Annotated in this window: 18 protein-coding genes; 10 read left to right on the forward strand and 8 right to left on the reverse strand. The window is 38.6% G+C overall.

Features of this window, described 5'->3' with window-relative positions:
- Positions 1 to 29 precede the first annotated feature (29 nt).
- Positions 30 to 1,358: a D-alanyl-D-alanine carboxypeptidase gene (locus HDC90_RS09375; protein WP_184465696.1), complete on the reverse strand. Its 1,329-nt coding sequence runs from the start codon at positions 1,356 to 1,358 to the stop codon at positions 30 to 32.
- Between the two features lie 209 nt (positions 1,359 to 1,567).
- On the opposite strand from HDC90_RS09375, the gene HDC90_RS09380 reads away from it, so the two are divergent.
- From HDC90_RS09380 to HDC90_RS09405, 6 genes are all read left to right on the forward strand, one after another.
- Complete coding sequence (locus tag HDC90_RS09380) at positions 1,568 to 2,656, forward strand: aspartyl protease family protein (RefSeq protein WP_184465697.1); 1,089 nt, start codon at positions 1,568 to 1,570, stop codon at positions 2,654 to 2,656.
- Between the two features lie 92 nt (positions 2,657 to 2,748).
- Positions 2,749 to 5,265: a zinc-dependent metalloprotease gene (locus tag HDC90_RS09385; protein WP_184465698.1), complete on the forward strand. Its 2,517-nt coding sequence runs from the start codon at positions 2,749 to 2,751 to the stop codon at positions 5,263 to 5,265.
- A 199-nt stretch (positions 5,266 to 5,464) separates the two neighbouring features.
- Positions 5,465 to 6,340, forward strand: coding sequence for a phosphodiester glycosidase family protein (locus tag HDC90_RS09390; protein ID WP_184465699.1), 876 nt, complete (start codon positions 5,465 to 5,467; stop codon positions 6,338 to 6,340).
- Positions 6,341 to 6,456: 116 nt separating this feature from the next.
- Positions 6,457 to 7,326 carry a hypothetical protein gene (locus HDC90_RS09395; RefSeq protein ID WP_255497572.1) on the forward strand — a complete coding sequence of 290 codons (870 nt, stop codon included), beginning with the start codon at positions 6,457 to 6,459 and terminating at the stop codon, positions 7,324 to 7,326.
- 104 nt (positions 7,327 to 7,430) lie between these two features.
- Positions 7,431 to 7,622 (forward strand): cold-shock protein, encoded by a 192-nt coding sequence (locus HDC90_RS09400; RefSeq protein WP_010599196.1) that lies wholly within the window; start codon positions 7,431 to 7,433, stop codon positions 7,620 to 7,622.
- 80 nt (positions 7,623 to 7,702) lie between these two features.
- A complete protein-coding gene (locus tag HDC90_RS09405; RefSeq protein WP_184465701.1) occupies positions 7,703 to 8,230 on the forward strand; it encodes an alpha/beta hydrolase in 528 nt (175 codons plus the stop codon).
- A 96-nt stretch (positions 8,231 to 8,326) separates the two neighbouring features.
- Here the strand turns inward: HDC90_RS09405 and HDC90_RS09410 are convergent, their stop codons facing one another.
- A complete protein-coding gene (locus HDC90_RS09410; protein ID WP_184465702.1) occupies positions 8,327 to 8,809 on the reverse strand; it encodes an anti-sigma factor in 483 nt (160 codons plus the stop codon).
- Positions 8,806 to 9,387 carry an RNA polymerase sigma factor gene (locus tag HDC90_RS09415; RefSeq protein WP_184465703.1) on the reverse strand — a complete coding sequence of 194 codons (582 nt, stop codon included), beginning with the start codon at positions 9,385 to 9,387 and terminating at the stop codon, positions 8,806 to 8,808. The genes HDC90_RS09410 and HDC90_RS09415 overlap by 4 nt, the downstream gene beginning before the upstream one ends.
- 82 nt (positions 9,388 to 9,469) lie before the next feature.
- Here HDC90_RS09415 and HDC90_RS09420 point away from each other — a divergent pair, with 82 nt between their 5' ends.
- Positions 9,470 to 9,805, forward strand: coding sequence for a hypothetical protein (locus HDC90_RS09420; protein ID WP_184465704.1), 336 nt, complete (start codon positions 9,470 to 9,472; stop codon positions 9,803 to 9,805).
- 159 nt (positions 9,806 to 9,964) lie between these two features.
- Here HDC90_RS09420 and HDC90_RS09425 read toward each other — a convergent pair whose 3' ends face one another.
- Entirely contained in the window at positions 9,965 to 10,285 is a 321-nt protein-coding gene (locus HDC90_RS09425) for a multidrug efflux SMR transporter (RefSeq protein WP_184465705.1), read from the reverse strand.
- Positions 10,286 to 10,354: 69 nt separating this feature from the next.
- A complete protein-coding gene (locus HDC90_RS09430; protein ID WP_184465706.1) occupies positions 10,355 to 10,921 on the reverse strand; it encodes a Crp/Fnr family transcriptional regulator in 567 nt (188 codons plus the stop codon).
- A 137-nt stretch (positions 10,922 to 11,058) separates the two neighbouring features.
- On the opposite strand from HDC90_RS09430, the gene HDC90_RS09435 reads away from it, so the two are divergent.
- Positions 11,059 to 11,421: a DUF6249 domain-containing protein gene (locus tag HDC90_RS09435; RefSeq protein ID WP_184465707.1), complete on the forward strand. Its 363-nt coding sequence runs from the start codon at positions 11,059 to 11,061 to the stop codon at positions 11,419 to 11,421.
- Between the two features lie 19 nt (positions 11,422 to 11,440).
- Positions 11,441 to 12,538 (forward strand): serine hydrolase, encoded by a 1,098-nt coding sequence (locus HDC90_RS09440; protein ID WP_184465708.1) that lies wholly within the window; start codon positions 11,441 to 11,443, stop codon positions 12,536 to 12,538.
- 17 nt (positions 12,539 to 12,555) lie between these two features.
- Here the strand turns inward: HDC90_RS09440 and HDC90_RS09445 are convergent, their stop codons facing one another.
- The 3 genes from HDC90_RS09445 to HDC90_RS09455 are packed head-to-tail and all read right to left on the reverse strand — an operon-like array spanning position 12,556 to position 14,666.
- Positions 12,556 to 12,978 (reverse strand): hotdog fold thioesterase, encoded by a 423-nt coding sequence (locus tag HDC90_RS09445; RefSeq protein ID WP_184465709.1) that lies wholly within the window; start codon positions 12,976 to 12,978, stop codon positions 12,556 to 12,558.
- A complete protein-coding gene (locus HDC90_RS09450; protein ID WP_184465710.1) occupies positions 12,968 to 13,477 on the reverse strand; it encodes a DinB family protein in 510 nt (169 codons plus the stop codon). The genes HDC90_RS09445 and HDC90_RS09450 overlap by 11 nt, the downstream gene beginning before the upstream one ends.
- The gene (locus HDC90_RS09455; RefSeq protein WP_184465711.1) at positions 13,458 to 14,666 is read right to left on the reverse strand and encodes a HAMP domain-containing sensor histidine kinase; all 1,209 of its coding nucleotides are present in this window, start codon (positions 14,664 to 14,666) and stop codon (positions 13,458 to 13,460) included. The genes HDC90_RS09450 and HDC90_RS09455 overlap by 20 nt, the downstream gene beginning before the upstream one ends.
- Before the next feature lie 224 nt (positions 14,667 to 14,890).
- On the opposite strand from HDC90_RS09455, the gene gltX reads away from it, so the two are divergent.
- Positions 14,891 to 16,399: a glutamate--tRNA ligase gene (gltX, locus tag HDC90_RS09460; RefSeq protein WP_184465712.1), complete on the forward strand. Its 1,509-nt coding sequence runs from the start codon at positions 14,891 to 14,893 to the stop codon at positions 16,397 to 16,399.
- The last annotated feature ends 24 nt before the right edge of the window (positions 16,400 to 16,423 follow it).

Here is a 16,423-nt window from a genome sequence, read left to right on the forward strand (position 1 = left end):
AGGTTAGGTGTTTTTTATGCTACATACATTTAAAAATTATCGTGTATATAAGTGATTATCCTCACCATTTCTGTACGTACCTCGGCAGTTGGTTTTATAAAGCTGTTGTTCATGAAAGAATAAATATATGTTTTTCCCTTTTTTGTGCGTACATATCCACTTTGATTATGAACACCCCCGAGCGAACCTGTTTTTCCGAAAACAAAAGGTTTATCGGTTTTGGGGTAGGCACTTTTTAAAGTGCCACTTTTACCACCGGCAGGTAATAGATTAAAAAGCTTTTCCGGGTTGTTTACCAATCTGTAAATAGAATCAAGGAGGTATACATTATCACGGGGAGTAAATAAATTCTGACGGGACAAGCCAGATCCATCAACCCATTTTATTTTATCAGGTAGAAAAGAAAGATAATTTTTCGTGATGTAATCTATCGCTTTTGTTGTACTTAAGGTATCGCCAATCTGGTTGGAGCAAACCAACAACAAATGCTCAGCAATAAAATTGTCGCTGGGCAGCATCATATGCTTTAAAACCGAATCGCGCTTTGCGCCAGGTAAGGTTTTAGCATCTGATGGTATTTTTAGATTTATTATGCCAACAGGTTTGTGTAAAGTATCTGCTAATATTTCGACAGTAACTTGTGCACTGGTTTTATATGGGTTTTGTTGATTGTAGCCTGGCTTTACCGCAACGGCTGGATAATGAAAGCGGTTGCTTAAAAAATCTCTGCTTACTTGAAAGCCGCCCATTTTCTTTGTAGAATCTATTTCAAAACATGGAGCAAAAACCTTTGGTTCAATATTAATTTTATTTGGACCGGCATAAGTAGAAGTAACCATGTTATCCATAATAGGCATTTCGGTAATTTCTGGCTGATAATAATAATCGTAATCATCCCACGACCAGCCATCGCCAAAGAAATTACCCGAATATCGCCCTGCAGAAAAGAACAGCTTTTTATTTGATGACAGGAGAAAGTTGTAGGCCGATTTGTCTTTTACTGCAAATTGTAAAAAAGCCGGATCTCCGGTTCCCCAAAAAATCAATGAATCATTCTGCTCAATATATCTTAAGGCAGGCATTAAGTCTGGCAGCATTTTTAAGCTCGCAAAAAAAGTGTAAAGTTTGGTATTAGATGCCGGGGTAAAATACTTATCGGCATCTTTCTGAAAAATCATTTTTTTATCTGTCGGGTTATAAAGTGCAAAGCCAACCTGATATTGCTTAATCACCTGCGAATTTTTAAATTCTTTAGCTACTTTTTTTGAAATGATTTTATTGGTTGAGCAACTTGTTAATAAACAAACAGATAGTACAAATGCAAGAAAAATAAAATTATGATTTTTTAAGGGAAACATGTTCTAAATTTAGGGACATAATTATCAACTAATTTATTAAATTTAGTTTAATGTTAACCAAGTATAACCCCGGTGTAATAATCTGTTTACGTAAACTAACAATTTGCCTGGGATTTATATTTCTTGCTTTTTCTGGGTTTGGGCAAGAGTTCCTTTTTAAAAGAAATCGCCAAAAACAGTCTATTTCTTTTAAGTGTATCAAAAACCTAATGGTTATTCCGGTGTATGTAAACGGAAAAGGACCATATGATTTTGTTCTTGACACCGGAGTTGGGCCTATGATTATCACAGATCCATCTATTATCGATTCGTTGAATTTTAGTATGCTCCGTAAAATTACGGTCTCTGGCCTGGGCATCGAAACCGTTGAGGCTTATGTTTCTCAAAACCTCGATGTTAAAGTAGGGAGTGCAAGCATCAAGCATATACCTACGGCAATCTTAAAAGAAGATCTCTTTAACCTGTCGGGGCATTTAGGGCTGAAAATTTATGGTTTACTGGGTTTTAGTTTTTTTAACAGCTTTATTGTTGATATCAGGTACAGTGAAAATAGGCTGATTATTTACGATCACGATGCTAAGATTAAATATCGCGGAAAAAAAATACCCATTGAAATAGAGAGCCAGAAACCATATATTTTAGCTACAGTTGATGTTCCGGGCGACAAAACAGTTGAAGCCAGGTTTTTAATGGATACCGGAGCCAGCCATGCTTTATCGCTCGAAATGTTAAGAGGAACCGAATTCCCGCTGCCAGAAAAAAAAATCAAAGCTAATTTAGGAATGAGTCTTAGCGGGCAGATTAAAGGGTATATTGGGCGTGTAGATAAACTTAATGTTGGAGGTTATATTTTTAAAGATGTTGTTGCCGGATTCCCTAATTTTAAGAGCATTGCAGATAAGATCGATTTATCAAAACGGAACGGGAATTTGGGTGCCGATTTACTTCGGAAATTTAATATCCAGTTTAACTACCAGGATGGCTTTATTTATGTTAAACCTAATGGATTAAGTAAGACCCCTTTCGAACACGATATGGTGGGTATGGTGATTTATCTCGATCAGAAAGAGTATAAAAGGGTTATGATTGGAGAAATAGACGAAAATAGCCCGGCGGAAAAAGCAGGTTTGTGTCCAGATGATGAAATTATTGCGGTAAACTTTAAAAACATTGATGCCTATTCTTTAAACGACCTTACCGAAATGTTTAAATCGAAAGCAGATAGAAATATAATTTTTGAAATTTTTAGAGATAATCAAGTCTATTTTAAAGTGGTACGCCTTGAAAAGCGGATCTGATAAGCGTAATTTTCCAGTTACAAATGAATTGTGCTGTAACAAGCCTTTAACTTTAACCTCTTATTGCCAAGCAAACTAACTTTTATATACACATGAAGAAAAACTTTAAGGTACTTGCCCTAGCAGGTATCGTAGCACTTGGTGTAGCTGGATCAGGTTCGGCATATGCCCAGAAAAAATCTAAAACAACAAAAGGGGCTACACCTGCAGCTCCAACTGCATCCCCAGCAGCAGCACCAAAAAAAGAAGGAATTAAACCATTCTCTGAAGTAATTACTGCAAAAGCCAGAACAACAAATGGCTTATTCAAAACACACAAAGTAGACGATAAATGGTATTTTGAAATACCAGATTCGATGATTAACCGCGAAATGCTTGTGGTTACGCGACTGGCAAAAGTACCCGCAGGCGTAAAAGTTGGCAACCAGCAATATGGCGGTGAAGAATTAAACGAACAGGTTTGGAAATGGGAACGTAGAGGTAAACAGGTTTACATCCGCGTACCAAGTTATTCAACTAAGGCCGACCCGAACAGTGATATGTACGAATCGGTACAAAACTCTAATCTTGCACAGATTTTGGCAAGCTTTGAAATTAAGGCCTATAATAAAGACACTACTGGCGTTGTGATTGATGTTACCGATTTTTATAATGGTGATGTAATGGCAATTGGCGCTACTGATCAGATCCGTAAAGCCTATAAAGTTACCATGTACGATGCAACACGGTCTTATATCGATACGGTAAAAACTTTCCCTATTAATGTTGAAGTAAAAACGGCTAAAACTTACCGCGCAGCAGAATCTCCAACCGATAATAGTAATGGAGCGGTTACTTTCGAATTCAATACCTCGATGTTATTATTGCCAAAAACTCCTGTAAAAGCCAGAATAATGGATAGCAGAGTTGGTTTTTTTGGTCAATCTCAAATCGATTATGGAAGCAATGCACAAAAGGCAGAGCGTACAGCCTATATTCACCGCTGGAGTTTAGTTCCGAAAGATACAAATGCATACAAACGTGGCGAACTGGTAGAACCGGTTAAACCTATTGTAATTTATATCGACCCTGCGACACCAAAAAAATGGGTGCCGTTTTTGATTCAGGGAATTAACGATTGGCAGGTAGCGTTCGAAGCAGCTGGTTTTAAAAATGCTATTATAGGTAAAGAAGCGCCAACACCACAACAAGATCCTCAGTTTAGTGTAGAAGATTCTAGATATTCGGTTGTTCGTTATTTTGCTTCAGATATTGCAAATGCTTATGGCCCGCATATTAGCGACCCTCGTACCGGACAAATTCTAGAAACGCATATTGGTTGGTACCATAATGTAATGAATCTATTGCGTAACTGGTATTTTGTACAAACAGCAGCTATTAACCCTGAAGTGCGTAAAGCTAAATTTACTGATGCACAAATGGGCGAATTGATCCGTTTTGTTTCTTCACACGAAATTGGTCATACCTTAGGCTTACCGCATAATTTTGGCTCAAGCTATGCTTACCCGGTTGATTCATTACGTTCAAAATCGTTTACAGATAAACATGGTACCGCACCATCTATTATGGATTATGCACGTTTTAACTACATCGCTCAGCCTGGCGATGGCGTAACCAAGCTTCACCCGCAAATTGGAGAATACGATAAATGGGTAGTGAAATGGGGATATTCTTGGATTCCTGGAAATAAAACTGCAGAACAGGAAAAAGAGGTTTTAGATCAGTGGACATTAAAAAATGCAGGTAATCCTTTATATTTCTATGGCCGTCAGGGAACATCATTAGATCCTCGTTTACAGAGCGAAGATTTAGGCGATAATGCGATGAAAGCAAGTACTTATGGTATTGCTAATTTAAAACGCATTCTTCCAAACGTAGAAAAATGGACCTATCAAAAAGGAAAAGATTACAGCGATTTAAAAGAAATCTACACCGAAATTGTTGGCCAGTTTAACCGTTATATGGGGCATGTGGCCACAAACGTTGGTGGATTAAGCGAAAATTTTAAAACCTACGATCAAAAAGGACCAGTTTACGCTTATTTACCCAAGGCGAAGCAAAAAGAAGCCATTGCTTTCTTCAATCAACAATTATTTACTACGCCACTTTGGTTAATCAGTAACGATCAATTAAGTAAATTCGATAACGGAGTGCTTTTAAACCGCATTAAAGGTGTTCAAACAAATACTTTGGGGAACCTGCTATCGGCATCCCGTATTGCACGTTTGTTAGATAACGAAACAAAAAACGGCGCTGCAAAAGCATATACCTTACCTGAGTTATTTACTGATTTAAGATCATCAGTTTTTGTTGCAGGAAGAGCAGATGCATTTAAACGTAATTTACAACGTGCTTATGTAGACCGTTTACAGGATCTAATGACTAAAGAAAACGAACTTCCGGTTGGATTTCCTGCAGATTATGCAGCAAGTTATGGTTTAACGCCAATTAATGTTGGCTTATCTGATATCAGGCCATTAGTTAGAGCAGAGCTGAAAACCTTATTAGCTACTACAAAAGCCAGGGCAGCAGCAGGCGATGCCATTACCAAAGCACATTACGAAGATTTAAATATAAGAATTAAAGATATTTTAGATCCGAAGAAATAATAAAGATTAAGTTGACAGCTTAATTACGTTATGCAATCATATTAAAAACGTCGCAGATCATCCAATTGGTCGCTCGCGCTAGCAACCTCGCAGGTTTTCAAAACCTGCGAGGTTTTTTTATTGACCGCGTTTGTATAATTCTTGATGCTTTGAGCTAAACACGCAACAGTTTTCTAATTTTATGATCAAAACAGCCATCATGTTTAAAAGATTATTGTTTGTCGCTACCTTATTCACATACGGTTTATCTGCTTTTGGCCAAAGTACAGATTCATTAACAATCGTAAAAACCAAATGGCATAAAAACAAAATTGCCAGGCAGGTGGTTTTATTTCAGCATCACTTTGATCAGAAAAATCTTTTCGCTGCAAATGAAAATATTTCATTTTTAGAAATAAAAAATACTGGTCGAAAGGCCGTTTTTGCTATTGGTGCAGAAGAGAAAGAACTGCTTACCACCAGTAATTTCGGTTTACGCGATACAGCAATTGCTGCAATAAATGGCAATTTTTTCGATGTGAAAAATGGAGGTTCAGTAGATTTTGTTCGCGTTAATGGGAAAACCATTAATACTAACCGCTTGGATAAGAGTGGAAATCGGGCAAGGCATCAGGAAGCTGCGGTTGTAATTGAGAATGGAAAAATTTCGATCAAAAAGTGGGATGGAACAACCGATTGGGAAACCAAACTGACCGCTGAAAATATTTTGTTAAACGGTCCTTTATTAACTTTGAACCATGCTGATGAAACGTTAGATACTACCGGCTTTAGCCGCTTACGCCATCCTCGCACCTGCCTGGGCATAAAACCAAACGGGCGCGTGATTTTATTAACCGTTGATGGAAGGAATGAAAACTCCGCAGGCATGAGTTTATTCGAACTAACCAAATTAATGCGTTGGTTGGGCTGTGCCAGTGCCATTAATTTTGATGGCGGTGGTTCTACAACTTTGTGGGTAAACGGAATGCCCGATAATGGTGTCATCAACTATCCAACTGATAATAAAAAATGGGACCATGAAGGGCAGCGTAAAGTTGCTAACGTCATTTTGGTAAAGAAGCAGGTTAAAAGATAAAATTCATTGCAACACAACACTGCTTAAAAAAACTTATTTTAGCCGAAGATTTTGTTGAAATGATTAAAAATTCGATATACTTTTTCTTTTTTGTGCTCATGCTCAGTGCCTGTAAAATGGGCACTAAAACTAGCGATCCAACCCTTAGGGATTTTACTTTTGAACCTGTTAAAGGCATCCGTTATGTGGAAGTAAAACGCCGTTTTAAAGATGGGTATTCTTTTAATCAGGATGGTTTTATGCAAAAACCATCTTGGATCATAGAAGTGGTTAAAGAAGATACCATGTCGGCCTGGAGCCCCCAAAAACAGAGGATGCAGAATTTTTACCTGCAGTACGATCACGGAAACGTATATAACTTCGCCGCAGAATTTTTTAAAGTAAAACACATCAGTAAAGATAGTCTGGTTTTTCAACGTATACAGGTAGACGGAAAGGTAATAGCCTCAGATGTCCGTTCGGATGTAAACATGACCTTTTATGCACAGGATTACATTAAAAATAAACTGAAAGCTAAGGCTGCCGATTTGCAAAAACCAACCAAAGCCGATACTGCTTTTATCGAGAAACGTTCTGCTAAGGTTAATGCTAATAGCGATAGTGCTTTTGCCGCTACAAACCCGGTTCAATTTATTCCTAAAAGCAAAATTGTTAGGGTCGAGAAAATCAGTACGGTAGACCGAACAAACAACCGGACAGAAGCTTACGATTATATGTTTCCACAGTATATTATCAGAATAGATCGGGCTTATAAAGATTTTGCTTACCAGGTTGCGGCGGTTGTCGATTTTCAGGGAGGGATACATGTAAAAACGATTTACAATGTGCTTCCCGAGAATGCTGAAGCTAAAAAAAAGGTGGCTCAGGGAATTGCTGATATCTATGTTCGAAACCTTTTTGATGTGGCTCCAGGGACAACGTTAGGGATTCCGCACAATAGCGAAATTACTTTAACAATGATCGGGAAGGCAATTAAAAAGCCTTAGTAATCTGCTATTTACAAAATTTTAACGTTAAAAAAATGTTAAAATTTATTTTGATTTTAAAAATTAAAACTTACCTTGCATACTTAATTTTAATATTTAATACAATGCAAGAAGGCACAGTAAAATTCTTCAATGTAACTAAAGGTTTTGGCTTTATCATTCCTGCGAATGGCGATAGCGAAATTTTTGTTCATTCAACAGGTCTTATCGACGAAATCCGTGAAAACGACAAAGTTCAGTACGAAGTTGCTAACGGTAAAAAAGGCTTAAACGCCGTTAATGTGAAAGTAATTTAATTTATTTATCATATTTACAGAGAAGGCTGCTTTCTTGCGATGGCGGCCTTTTTTATTTTCTTTTTTCTACCTCACAGATCATGACTTATTATTTCATCATTCCTGGTTTGGGCAATTCTGGGCCAGACCATTGGCAAACGCACTTCGAAAAATCAGGAGACAATTTTATCCGTATCAATCAACAGGAGTGGGACTTACCGGCAAGTAAAGATTGGATAGAAAATATAGATAATGCCCTTACCGGTTATAATCTTGACGATGTAGTTTTAATTGGCCATAGCCTAGGTTGTACTGCAATAGCTAACTGGGCAAAACAATACCAAAGGATAATTAAAGGGGCCTTATTGGTTGCGCCAAGCGATTTGGAAGCGCCACGTTATACATTTGCAACAGTTGGTTTCGATCATGTGCGCCTAGATAAATTAAACTTCAAAACAATTGTTGTAGCCAGTACCGATGATGAATGGGTAACTATAGAAAGGGCTGAGTTTTTTGCCAAAAATTGGGGAAGCGAATTTATTAATATCGGAGCCGCCGGACATATTAATGCCGATGCTGGCTTTGGTATTTGGCCCAAGGGACTGGAGATTTTAAAAACCTTGGGTTAATATTTACCTTGCTGAGTTCGCGCAGATTTCGGGAAAAGCACAGATGAACATAAATCTGTGTAAATCAATTGATTTGCGGGAGCTATTTAAGCTTTCTTACTTCTGAGTAACTTTCTTCCTTAAAAACTGATCGAGAAAGATTAATCCGATCACCAGGTCTGCAAAAAGAAAGGCATAAATAGCAGTAGGTGTAATGTATTTCTCTACATTGAAGTCTAAATTCGCCTTGAAATGGAATTGAGGCATTTTGAAGTTAACATTATAAAATACATAACCCAATATGGCCAGTAGAGAGACCAAGAAAAAACCGCTAATACTGTAAATAATCTTTTTGTCGACCTTTGTTTTCATTGCTACCGGGGCCGGAGCTAAAGCAACGCTTTCCATTACATTTCTGTTGAAAGACATAGAGGGTTCATCAAGATCGAGTTCATTAAAAACTAAATTAAGCTTTAACAGCTCCTCATACTGCGATTTAATCTCAGCATTTGATTCAATTTTTTCTTCGATGGCTTTTTTTGAAGAATCGTTCAAATTCCCATCAATATAGTCCCAAAGCTGTTGTTCTATTGTGTTCATAGTAACTCCTTTACTTCATCTTTTAACAAATATTGTAATTTTTCTTTAAGTCTTTGTCTGGCCCTGTGCAACTTAACTTTTATGGTGTTGGGCTCCATGTGCAATGCTTCGCCAATTTCTTCTAAACTCTGCTCGCCTTTATAAAATAGCGTAATAATGGCCGCATCATCTGGTAAAAGCTGGGTAATGGCAATGTTTAAAAAAGTATGGCTGTCTTGTCTCTCGTAACCATTAGCGTTAAAGCCAGAAGTCTGATTTTCGAGCTGTAAAACGGTACTTTCATCATGAATAGATGTGGTATCTAAGCGGTTTTTCCTTAAAAAAGTCATGGCCGTAGTATAGGTGATCGTGTACAGCCAGGTACTAAATTTAGCCGTCTGTTTAAAGGTGCCCAAAGCTTTATATGCTTTTACAAAGCAATCCTGCGCAATTTCTTCAGCATCCTCCCTGTTTTTCGAAAATCTTAAAGCAAGCGTAAACACGAAGCGCTGATGGCGTTTTACCAATAAGGAATACTGATCGGTTTCACCGTTCAATACCTTCTGGATCAGCTCTAAATCTGTAGGTTTTTGCTCCATCTTTCGTAGTAAGACTACATTAAAGATAAGTAGGTTACACGTGAAACATCATTAAAGAGATTTATTATTTGTAAATAGTCAGATGAATAATGTAGAATTGTTTTTTTGGAAACGAAAGGGCAGTATTTCATGGCGGATTGCAGTCCTGCTGTTCGCTGTAGCCCTCATGCTTCGGGGCTGCTGCTGCCATCAGGTTTACGAACAGCGTATGTGCGCCTTGAAAACCCTAAAAATGAAATGCTGTTTTAGCCATCTAGCCCCGGGTGAAGCGGTACTCTGCAGGCGGAGGAACGAAGCCGAAGCGTACAAGCTGAACACGGGAACTCCGTTATTTTCTTGCACAGGTATTGCGCTCCAAAAAGATAAAACCAACGATGTATTTTTTATGATTTGGAAATGGAAGGGCAGCTTTTCATAGAGGAGTTCCGTCTTACACTCAAGTTTCGGGGCTGCCGCTGCCACCAGGTTTATGAACAGCGTAAGTGCACCTTGTAAACCCAAAATATGTGTTAGACCCCGGTAAAACTTGCGAAGTTTTGCTTGTGTTATTGGCCTTATAAACTTCGCAGGTTATCCACTAATTCGAGGCGAAAAACTTGAGTCCTGCAATTGACCCGATAAGCGTGCAGATAAAAAATATCCGCCAAAAGGTTGCAGGTTCATTGAAGTAAAAAATCCCGATAATTACCGTTCCTACGGCACCGATACCTGTCCAGACTGCATAAGCAGTTCCCATGGGTAAAGTTTGGGTTGCTTTATTTAGCAATAAGAAACTTAAAATAATGCAGACAAAAAAAGCGGTACTCCATTTTATATTCGAAAAATTGTTCGATAATTTAAGACAGGTAGTAAAGCCAACCTCAAAAAGACCAGCTATAATTAAGATAATCCAGTTCATGATAAATGTGTTTCCGCAAATTTAAGGCACATTTACCGGGCAACATTTTACAAATGTTAAAAAATGATTTTATTTATGAGCAGCCCTTATTCGGCTCAAGGTAACCTGTGTTACACCAAGGTAAGAGGCAATATGTTTTAAGGCTACTCTTTTAATCAGCTCAGGAGATTGATTTACAAAATCCCGATAACGCTCTGCCGCCCCTTTAAAAGCCCGGTCTATTAATCTTCTTTCAGTAGCAATTAGCTCCTGCTCGGCAATTTTTCTACCCCAGTTGGCAATTTCTAAATGTTGGCTGTAAAGCGAAAAAAGATCTGTTAACCTGATCTGAACTAAACGGCTATTTTCCAAAAGCTCAACATTCTCGTATCCGGGGCAGTTATTAATATAGCTGTTAAAAGAAAAAAGAACGGCACCACTTTGCCCAAACCAAAAGGTGATCTGCTGGTTTTCGCCGTCAGAATAGGCTCTGGCAATACCACTTTCGAGGATGTAGAAATAAGGTTCAATTTTATCAGCATAGAGTAAAATCGTTCCTTTCTGATGTTCTACCAGTTTGGAAACAGCTGCCAGCCTTTCTAAAGCTTCATTGCTGAGTGGTTTAAAGATTTCTATATTTTTTAACAGACTGTACAAGGGAATTTTGAATGTTTGATAAAGCTATCGATTTTTTTTAGCAAGGGTGTAACCTGATTAAAAAGCATGTAGTCATAATACACAGAACACGGTTCAATTTAAGCAATAGAATATTTACAAATTAAAAAATTATAATCATGGAAGGTATATTAGTTCCAATCTCGCTTTTTTTAGGCGCATTCGCAATGGTATTTGGAATCCGCTATCTATCTAATAAAGAGAAAATGGCAATGATCGAAAGGGGAATCGATCCAGGTGTGCATAAGGCCACGCCAAAACCGTTTTTAAGTTTAAAGTTCGGTTTGCTATTGGTTGGTTTAGGAATTGGCTTGCTGGTAGCACTCTTTACCGTTAGGGGAGTATTCGGCAATGATATGACGCACAGTGAGGAAGGGCAGTCAGTAGCCATTTATTTTGGTTGCATCGGAATTTTCGGCGGATTGGGTTTAATCGTTTCTTACCTGGTGGAAAAGAAATGGTTGGATAACGAAAAAAGATAATCGTATTAAATCTTAACCAATGAAGCCAAAACGTATTTATGCCCTAGGGTGTTTCCTTGTTTTAACCTGTAGTTTAGTATATGCTGTTCCGGTAAGGGCGCAAAAGCTAAACGATAAGGTAGATAGTTTAATTACGACAGTATTAAAAGATAAGGAAGGGCCCGGGGGTGTATTTATGATTGCCCAAAGAGGAAAAATGATTTACCAAAAAGCTTTTGGAAAGGCTAATCTGGAACTTGGGGTAAACCTGACTCCTGAAAATGTTTTCCAACTAGGCTCAATGACGAAACAGTTTACGGCTGTTGCGGTACTGATGCTGGAGCAGGAGGGTAAACTGAGTGTAAGTGATCCTATTTCCAAATATATTACCGATTACCAGGCTGGCGATAAAATAACCATACACCAGCTCCTTACGCATACTTCGGGCATTAGAGATTTTACCCAAATAAAATCGCTTGGCAGCATCGCTCAAAAGGAGATGACACCTAAAATGATGGTCGACTTTTTCAAAAATGAACCTGTCGATTTTGCTCCTGGCGAGCGATTCGAATACAATAACTCAGGCTATGTGCTATTGGGTTATCTTATAGAACTGGTTTCGGGCGAACGTTACGAAGATTTTATTAAAAAGCATATTTTTGATCAGGTTGGTATGAGCCATTCTTATTATGCCAGCGACAGGTGGGTGATAAACCAAAGGGCTTACGGATACCAGAAGAAAGAAAATACTTATGTAAATAAAACGGCAATTAGTTTTAGCGTTCCTTTTTCTTCTGGTTCGTTAATGTCTACTGTGGCTGATTTGTTGAAGTGGCAGAATGCTTTAAATCAAAATAAATTGCTCAATGCCAATGAAACAAAGAAAATGTTTTCGCAGTATAAATTAAATAACGGCAAAATGTTAAGCTACGGCTATGGCTGGCACCTAAAAGATATCGATGGAATAGCTACCAGAGAGCACGGCGGAAGTATATTTGGATTTAAAACCATGGGCGTTTATATTCCCAGCGAAGATATTTATGTAGTTGGCCTCACTAACTGCGACTGCAATTCGCCAACCGAGCTTACCCGGAATATTGCAAAACTGGCTATTGGGAAACCTGCAAAAACCAACTAAATAAACCAGGGTCGTTTTTACTGTGGTTTATTAATAATCGCTACGGTTAAACGGCTAATACAGTTCATCTTTCCCCGCTCATCGTAAATTTTAATTTCCCAAACATGGGTTTTTGCCCCAATATGTAAGGGTTTGCAGATGCCTTTTACCAAACCGCTTTTTACTGGCCGTAAATGGTTGGCGTTTACTTCTAAACCCACAGCCACATATTTCTCTGGGTCGATACACATATAAGAAGCAATACTGCCCAGTGTTTCTGCCAAAACCACCGAGGCACCGCCGTGTAAAATCCCAGCGGGTTGGTGTGTGCGCTCATCAACTGGCATGGTTCCGATAATAAAATCTTCACCTATTTCGGTAAAACGGATATCGAGTAGCGCTCCAAGATGATTTTTTGGACGGCTGTTCAGCTCATCAACAGTAAAATTTTTAAACCACATGATAACGTTCTTTTAAAATGGAAATGTGGTGAAAAATATGACCACCTACAATAAATAAAATAGATTTTACATTAATTTCTCTGCCCGAAGCAATACCTTTTCTGTTTAGTTCTTCTTCATTTAAAGATTTAAAAAGGTATAAATTGGCTTTACGCAGTGCGATAAACTCTTCAATCAGATCTTCCAGATCGCGTTCAGCAAAGCGGGCGTTTAGTACATAGTCATCTTCTTCGAAACCTGGTAAAGGTTGCTGTTCTTTTCGGGCAAAACAGGTAATGCGAAAAGCAAAAACACGTTCAGCATCAATAATATGGCCTAGCATTTCTTTTAGTGTCCATTTACCTTCGGCATAGGCATAATCAGCTTTATCGGCATTCGCCCTAAACAGGGCCGGAAGACTTTGGATCTGATCATTTAATATTTCGAAAATATCTCGGTCAACTTTACTGATATAGGTTTCGCCCCAAATTGGATATTCGTTAGGCTGTGGTCGGTTCATATCTTAAACTGCTTTTTAATATTATTCTAAAAGTTGTGCCTTTACCGAGTTCAGAGTCTTTTACAAAAATTTCTCCACTGTGGTAATTTTCTACAATCCGTTTGGTAAGCGATAAACCCAAGCCCCAACCGCGTTTACGCGTGGTATAGCCAGGTTGAAAAACCGCATCGAACTTAGATCTTGGAATACCCTTTCCGGTATCGCTCACATCAATAAATACCTGCTCTTTGGCTAAATTTTCTATAATATTGATGGAAATAGAGCCTTCGTTTTCAATCGCGTTTGCTGCATTTTTTAAAAGGTTTTCAATCACCCAATCAAACAATGGAACGTTTAACATCGCCCTTACCTGCTCATCGCCGGTAATGTTAAATTTAACCTTGTCTGACGTTCGCACTTTAAAATAGCGGATAAAATCGCTGATAACGATATAAACCGTATGGTCTTCGAGTATAGGTTTAGAACCGATTTTAGAGAAACGGTCGGTAATAATTTCCAAACGTTTAATATCGTTCTCCATCTCGGCAATCAGCGGATCATCTTCAGCATCGAACTTAGATTTCATTAACTCCGTCCAGGCCATGAGCGATGATATCGGTGTACCCAGCTGGTGTGCCGTTTCTTTCGCCAAACCTACCCAAACGTGGTCCTGCTCATCCCGCCGGGCCGAACTAAATGCCGCGTAGGCCGTTAACAGGAAAAGAAAAATAACACCCATTTGGATGTAGGGAAAATACCTCAGCTGCGTTAAAATGAAAGAATCGCGATAGTAAGCTTTAAATTTTTTACCTAAAAAATTCATTTCATCTGGCGGATGCTGTGCTTTCATCTGCCTTAACTGACGCACAAAATAAAGACTATCGTAAGTTAATTTGGCATCCGAAATGGGGTAATTGGTTTTTGTACTGTCGAGACCGTTAAATGAGGTAATCATTCCGGCCGAATCTGTCATGATTACAGGCGTTTTTGTGTTTTTCCTAACGGTTTCTACTATATCACGATAATCGTCATTGTCATAAAGAAACATGGCCCGTTCCTGGATTTTCACCCAAAGGTGAAACTGGTCGGCCTCTTCGCGTTCCATTTTTTTTACAAAAGAATCGGTGTAAAATACTGAAGCAATGCCAATTAAGATGGCAAAAATGAGAAGAAAAAACTTCCAGCGGCGTTTCTTTTGATAGGGATTCATGCTTTAGCTAGCCAAATTACAATAACAAAACGAAAAAAACATAAAACCATTATGCTTTTTCAAAAACCTTACAGCAATCATTTTGAAAGCATAATAGCTTCATCATAGATGAAAACGCTATAAAATGGATGAAAAACATATCTTTGTGCCGTCTTGCGCTTTGCGTATGGCGATAGGCGTTCATCACGCCAACCGTCCAGCGCCAACCGCTCAACAATTCAATCATGGATAAGAAAGTTAGAGTAAGATTTGCCCCAAGCCCAACCGGAGGTTTGCATTTAGGTGGTGTGCGCACTGCCTTGTTTAATTATTTGTTTGCGAAAGGAAATAATGGAACTTTTATACTTCGAGTAGAAGATACCGATCAAAACCGCTTTGTAGAAGGCGCAGAACAATATATTGTAAACTGTTTAGATTGGTGTGGCATTACACCAGATGAAAGCCCTAACAACCCTGGTGCTTATGGCCCGTACCGTCAAAGCGAACGCAAAGCAAGCTATCGTAAATTTGCCGAACAGTTAATTAGCGATGGTTATGCCTATTACGCTTTCGATACACCGGAAGATTTAGAGACCAAACGGAAAGAAATTCCAAATTTTCAATACGGGCAGGCCACACGTATGCAGATGCGCAATTCATTGACCCTTACCATTAGCGAGGTTGAAGAATTATTGGCGGCCAAAACACCGCATGTTATCCGCATTAAAGTACCAGCCAATGAAATTGTACATTTTAACGATTTAATCCGTGGTGATGTAAGTTTCGAAACCTCGTTGGTTGATGATAAAGTATTATTAAAGGCCGATGGAATGCCAACCTACCATTTAGCCGTTGTGGTTGATGATAAGGCGATGGAAATCAGTCATGCGTTTAGGGGGGAAGAGTGGTTGCCTTCCGCACCTGTTCATATTTTACTTTGGAAATATTTAGGCTGGGAAGCAGAGATGCCTGCATGGGCACACTTACCTCTGATCTTAAAACCAGATGGACATGGAAAATTAAGTAAACGAGATGGCGACCGATTAGGTTTCCCGGTTTATGCCATGAACTGGACCGATCCTAAAACCGGAGATATAACCAAGGGATTTAAAGAAATGGGTTTTATGCCCGAAGCTTTTATCAATATGCTAGCGCTTTTAGGCTGGAATGATGGTACCGACCAGGAGTTATTCTCGTTAAAAGAACTGGAAGAAAAATTCTCGATAGAAAGAATTAGTAAGGCTGGGGCTAAATTCGACTTCGAAAAAGCCAAGTGGTATAATCATGAGTGGATTAAACAGTCTTCAGTTAGCAATTTACATTTAGCCGTTAAAACCGAGCTCGAAAAAGCAGGTATTGAAGTTAACAATGATATTTTTTTAAATACCGTTATTAATTTAATTAAAGATCGCTGTACACTGTTACCCGATTTTGTGGCACAAAGCAGTTACTTTTTTGCCTCACCAACAACATATGACGTAAATTCGGTAAAGCCAAAATGGACAGCCGAAAAAGCAGCATTTTTTAATGCTTTGGCTGATGGTTTAACTTTAACTGATGCGGTTACTTCCGAAGCAGCTTTTAAAGCCCTTGCCGAAGAAAAAGGATTTAAACCAGGCGAATTGATGTTGCCTTTCCGTATTATGCTGGTTGGCGGTAAATTTGGCCCAGGTGTTTTTGATATTGCTGTATTATTGGGCATAGCAGAAACTAAGGCAAGAATTGCAAAAGCAATTACTGTTTTTAATAGCTAGTAAATCTTTCAGGTAGTACAAGAA

The organism is Pedobacter sp. AK013 (assembly GCF_014205835.1).
Taxonomy (GTDB): domain Bacteria; phylum Bacteroidota; class Bacteroidia; order Sphingobacteriales; family Sphingobacteriaceae; genus Pedobacter.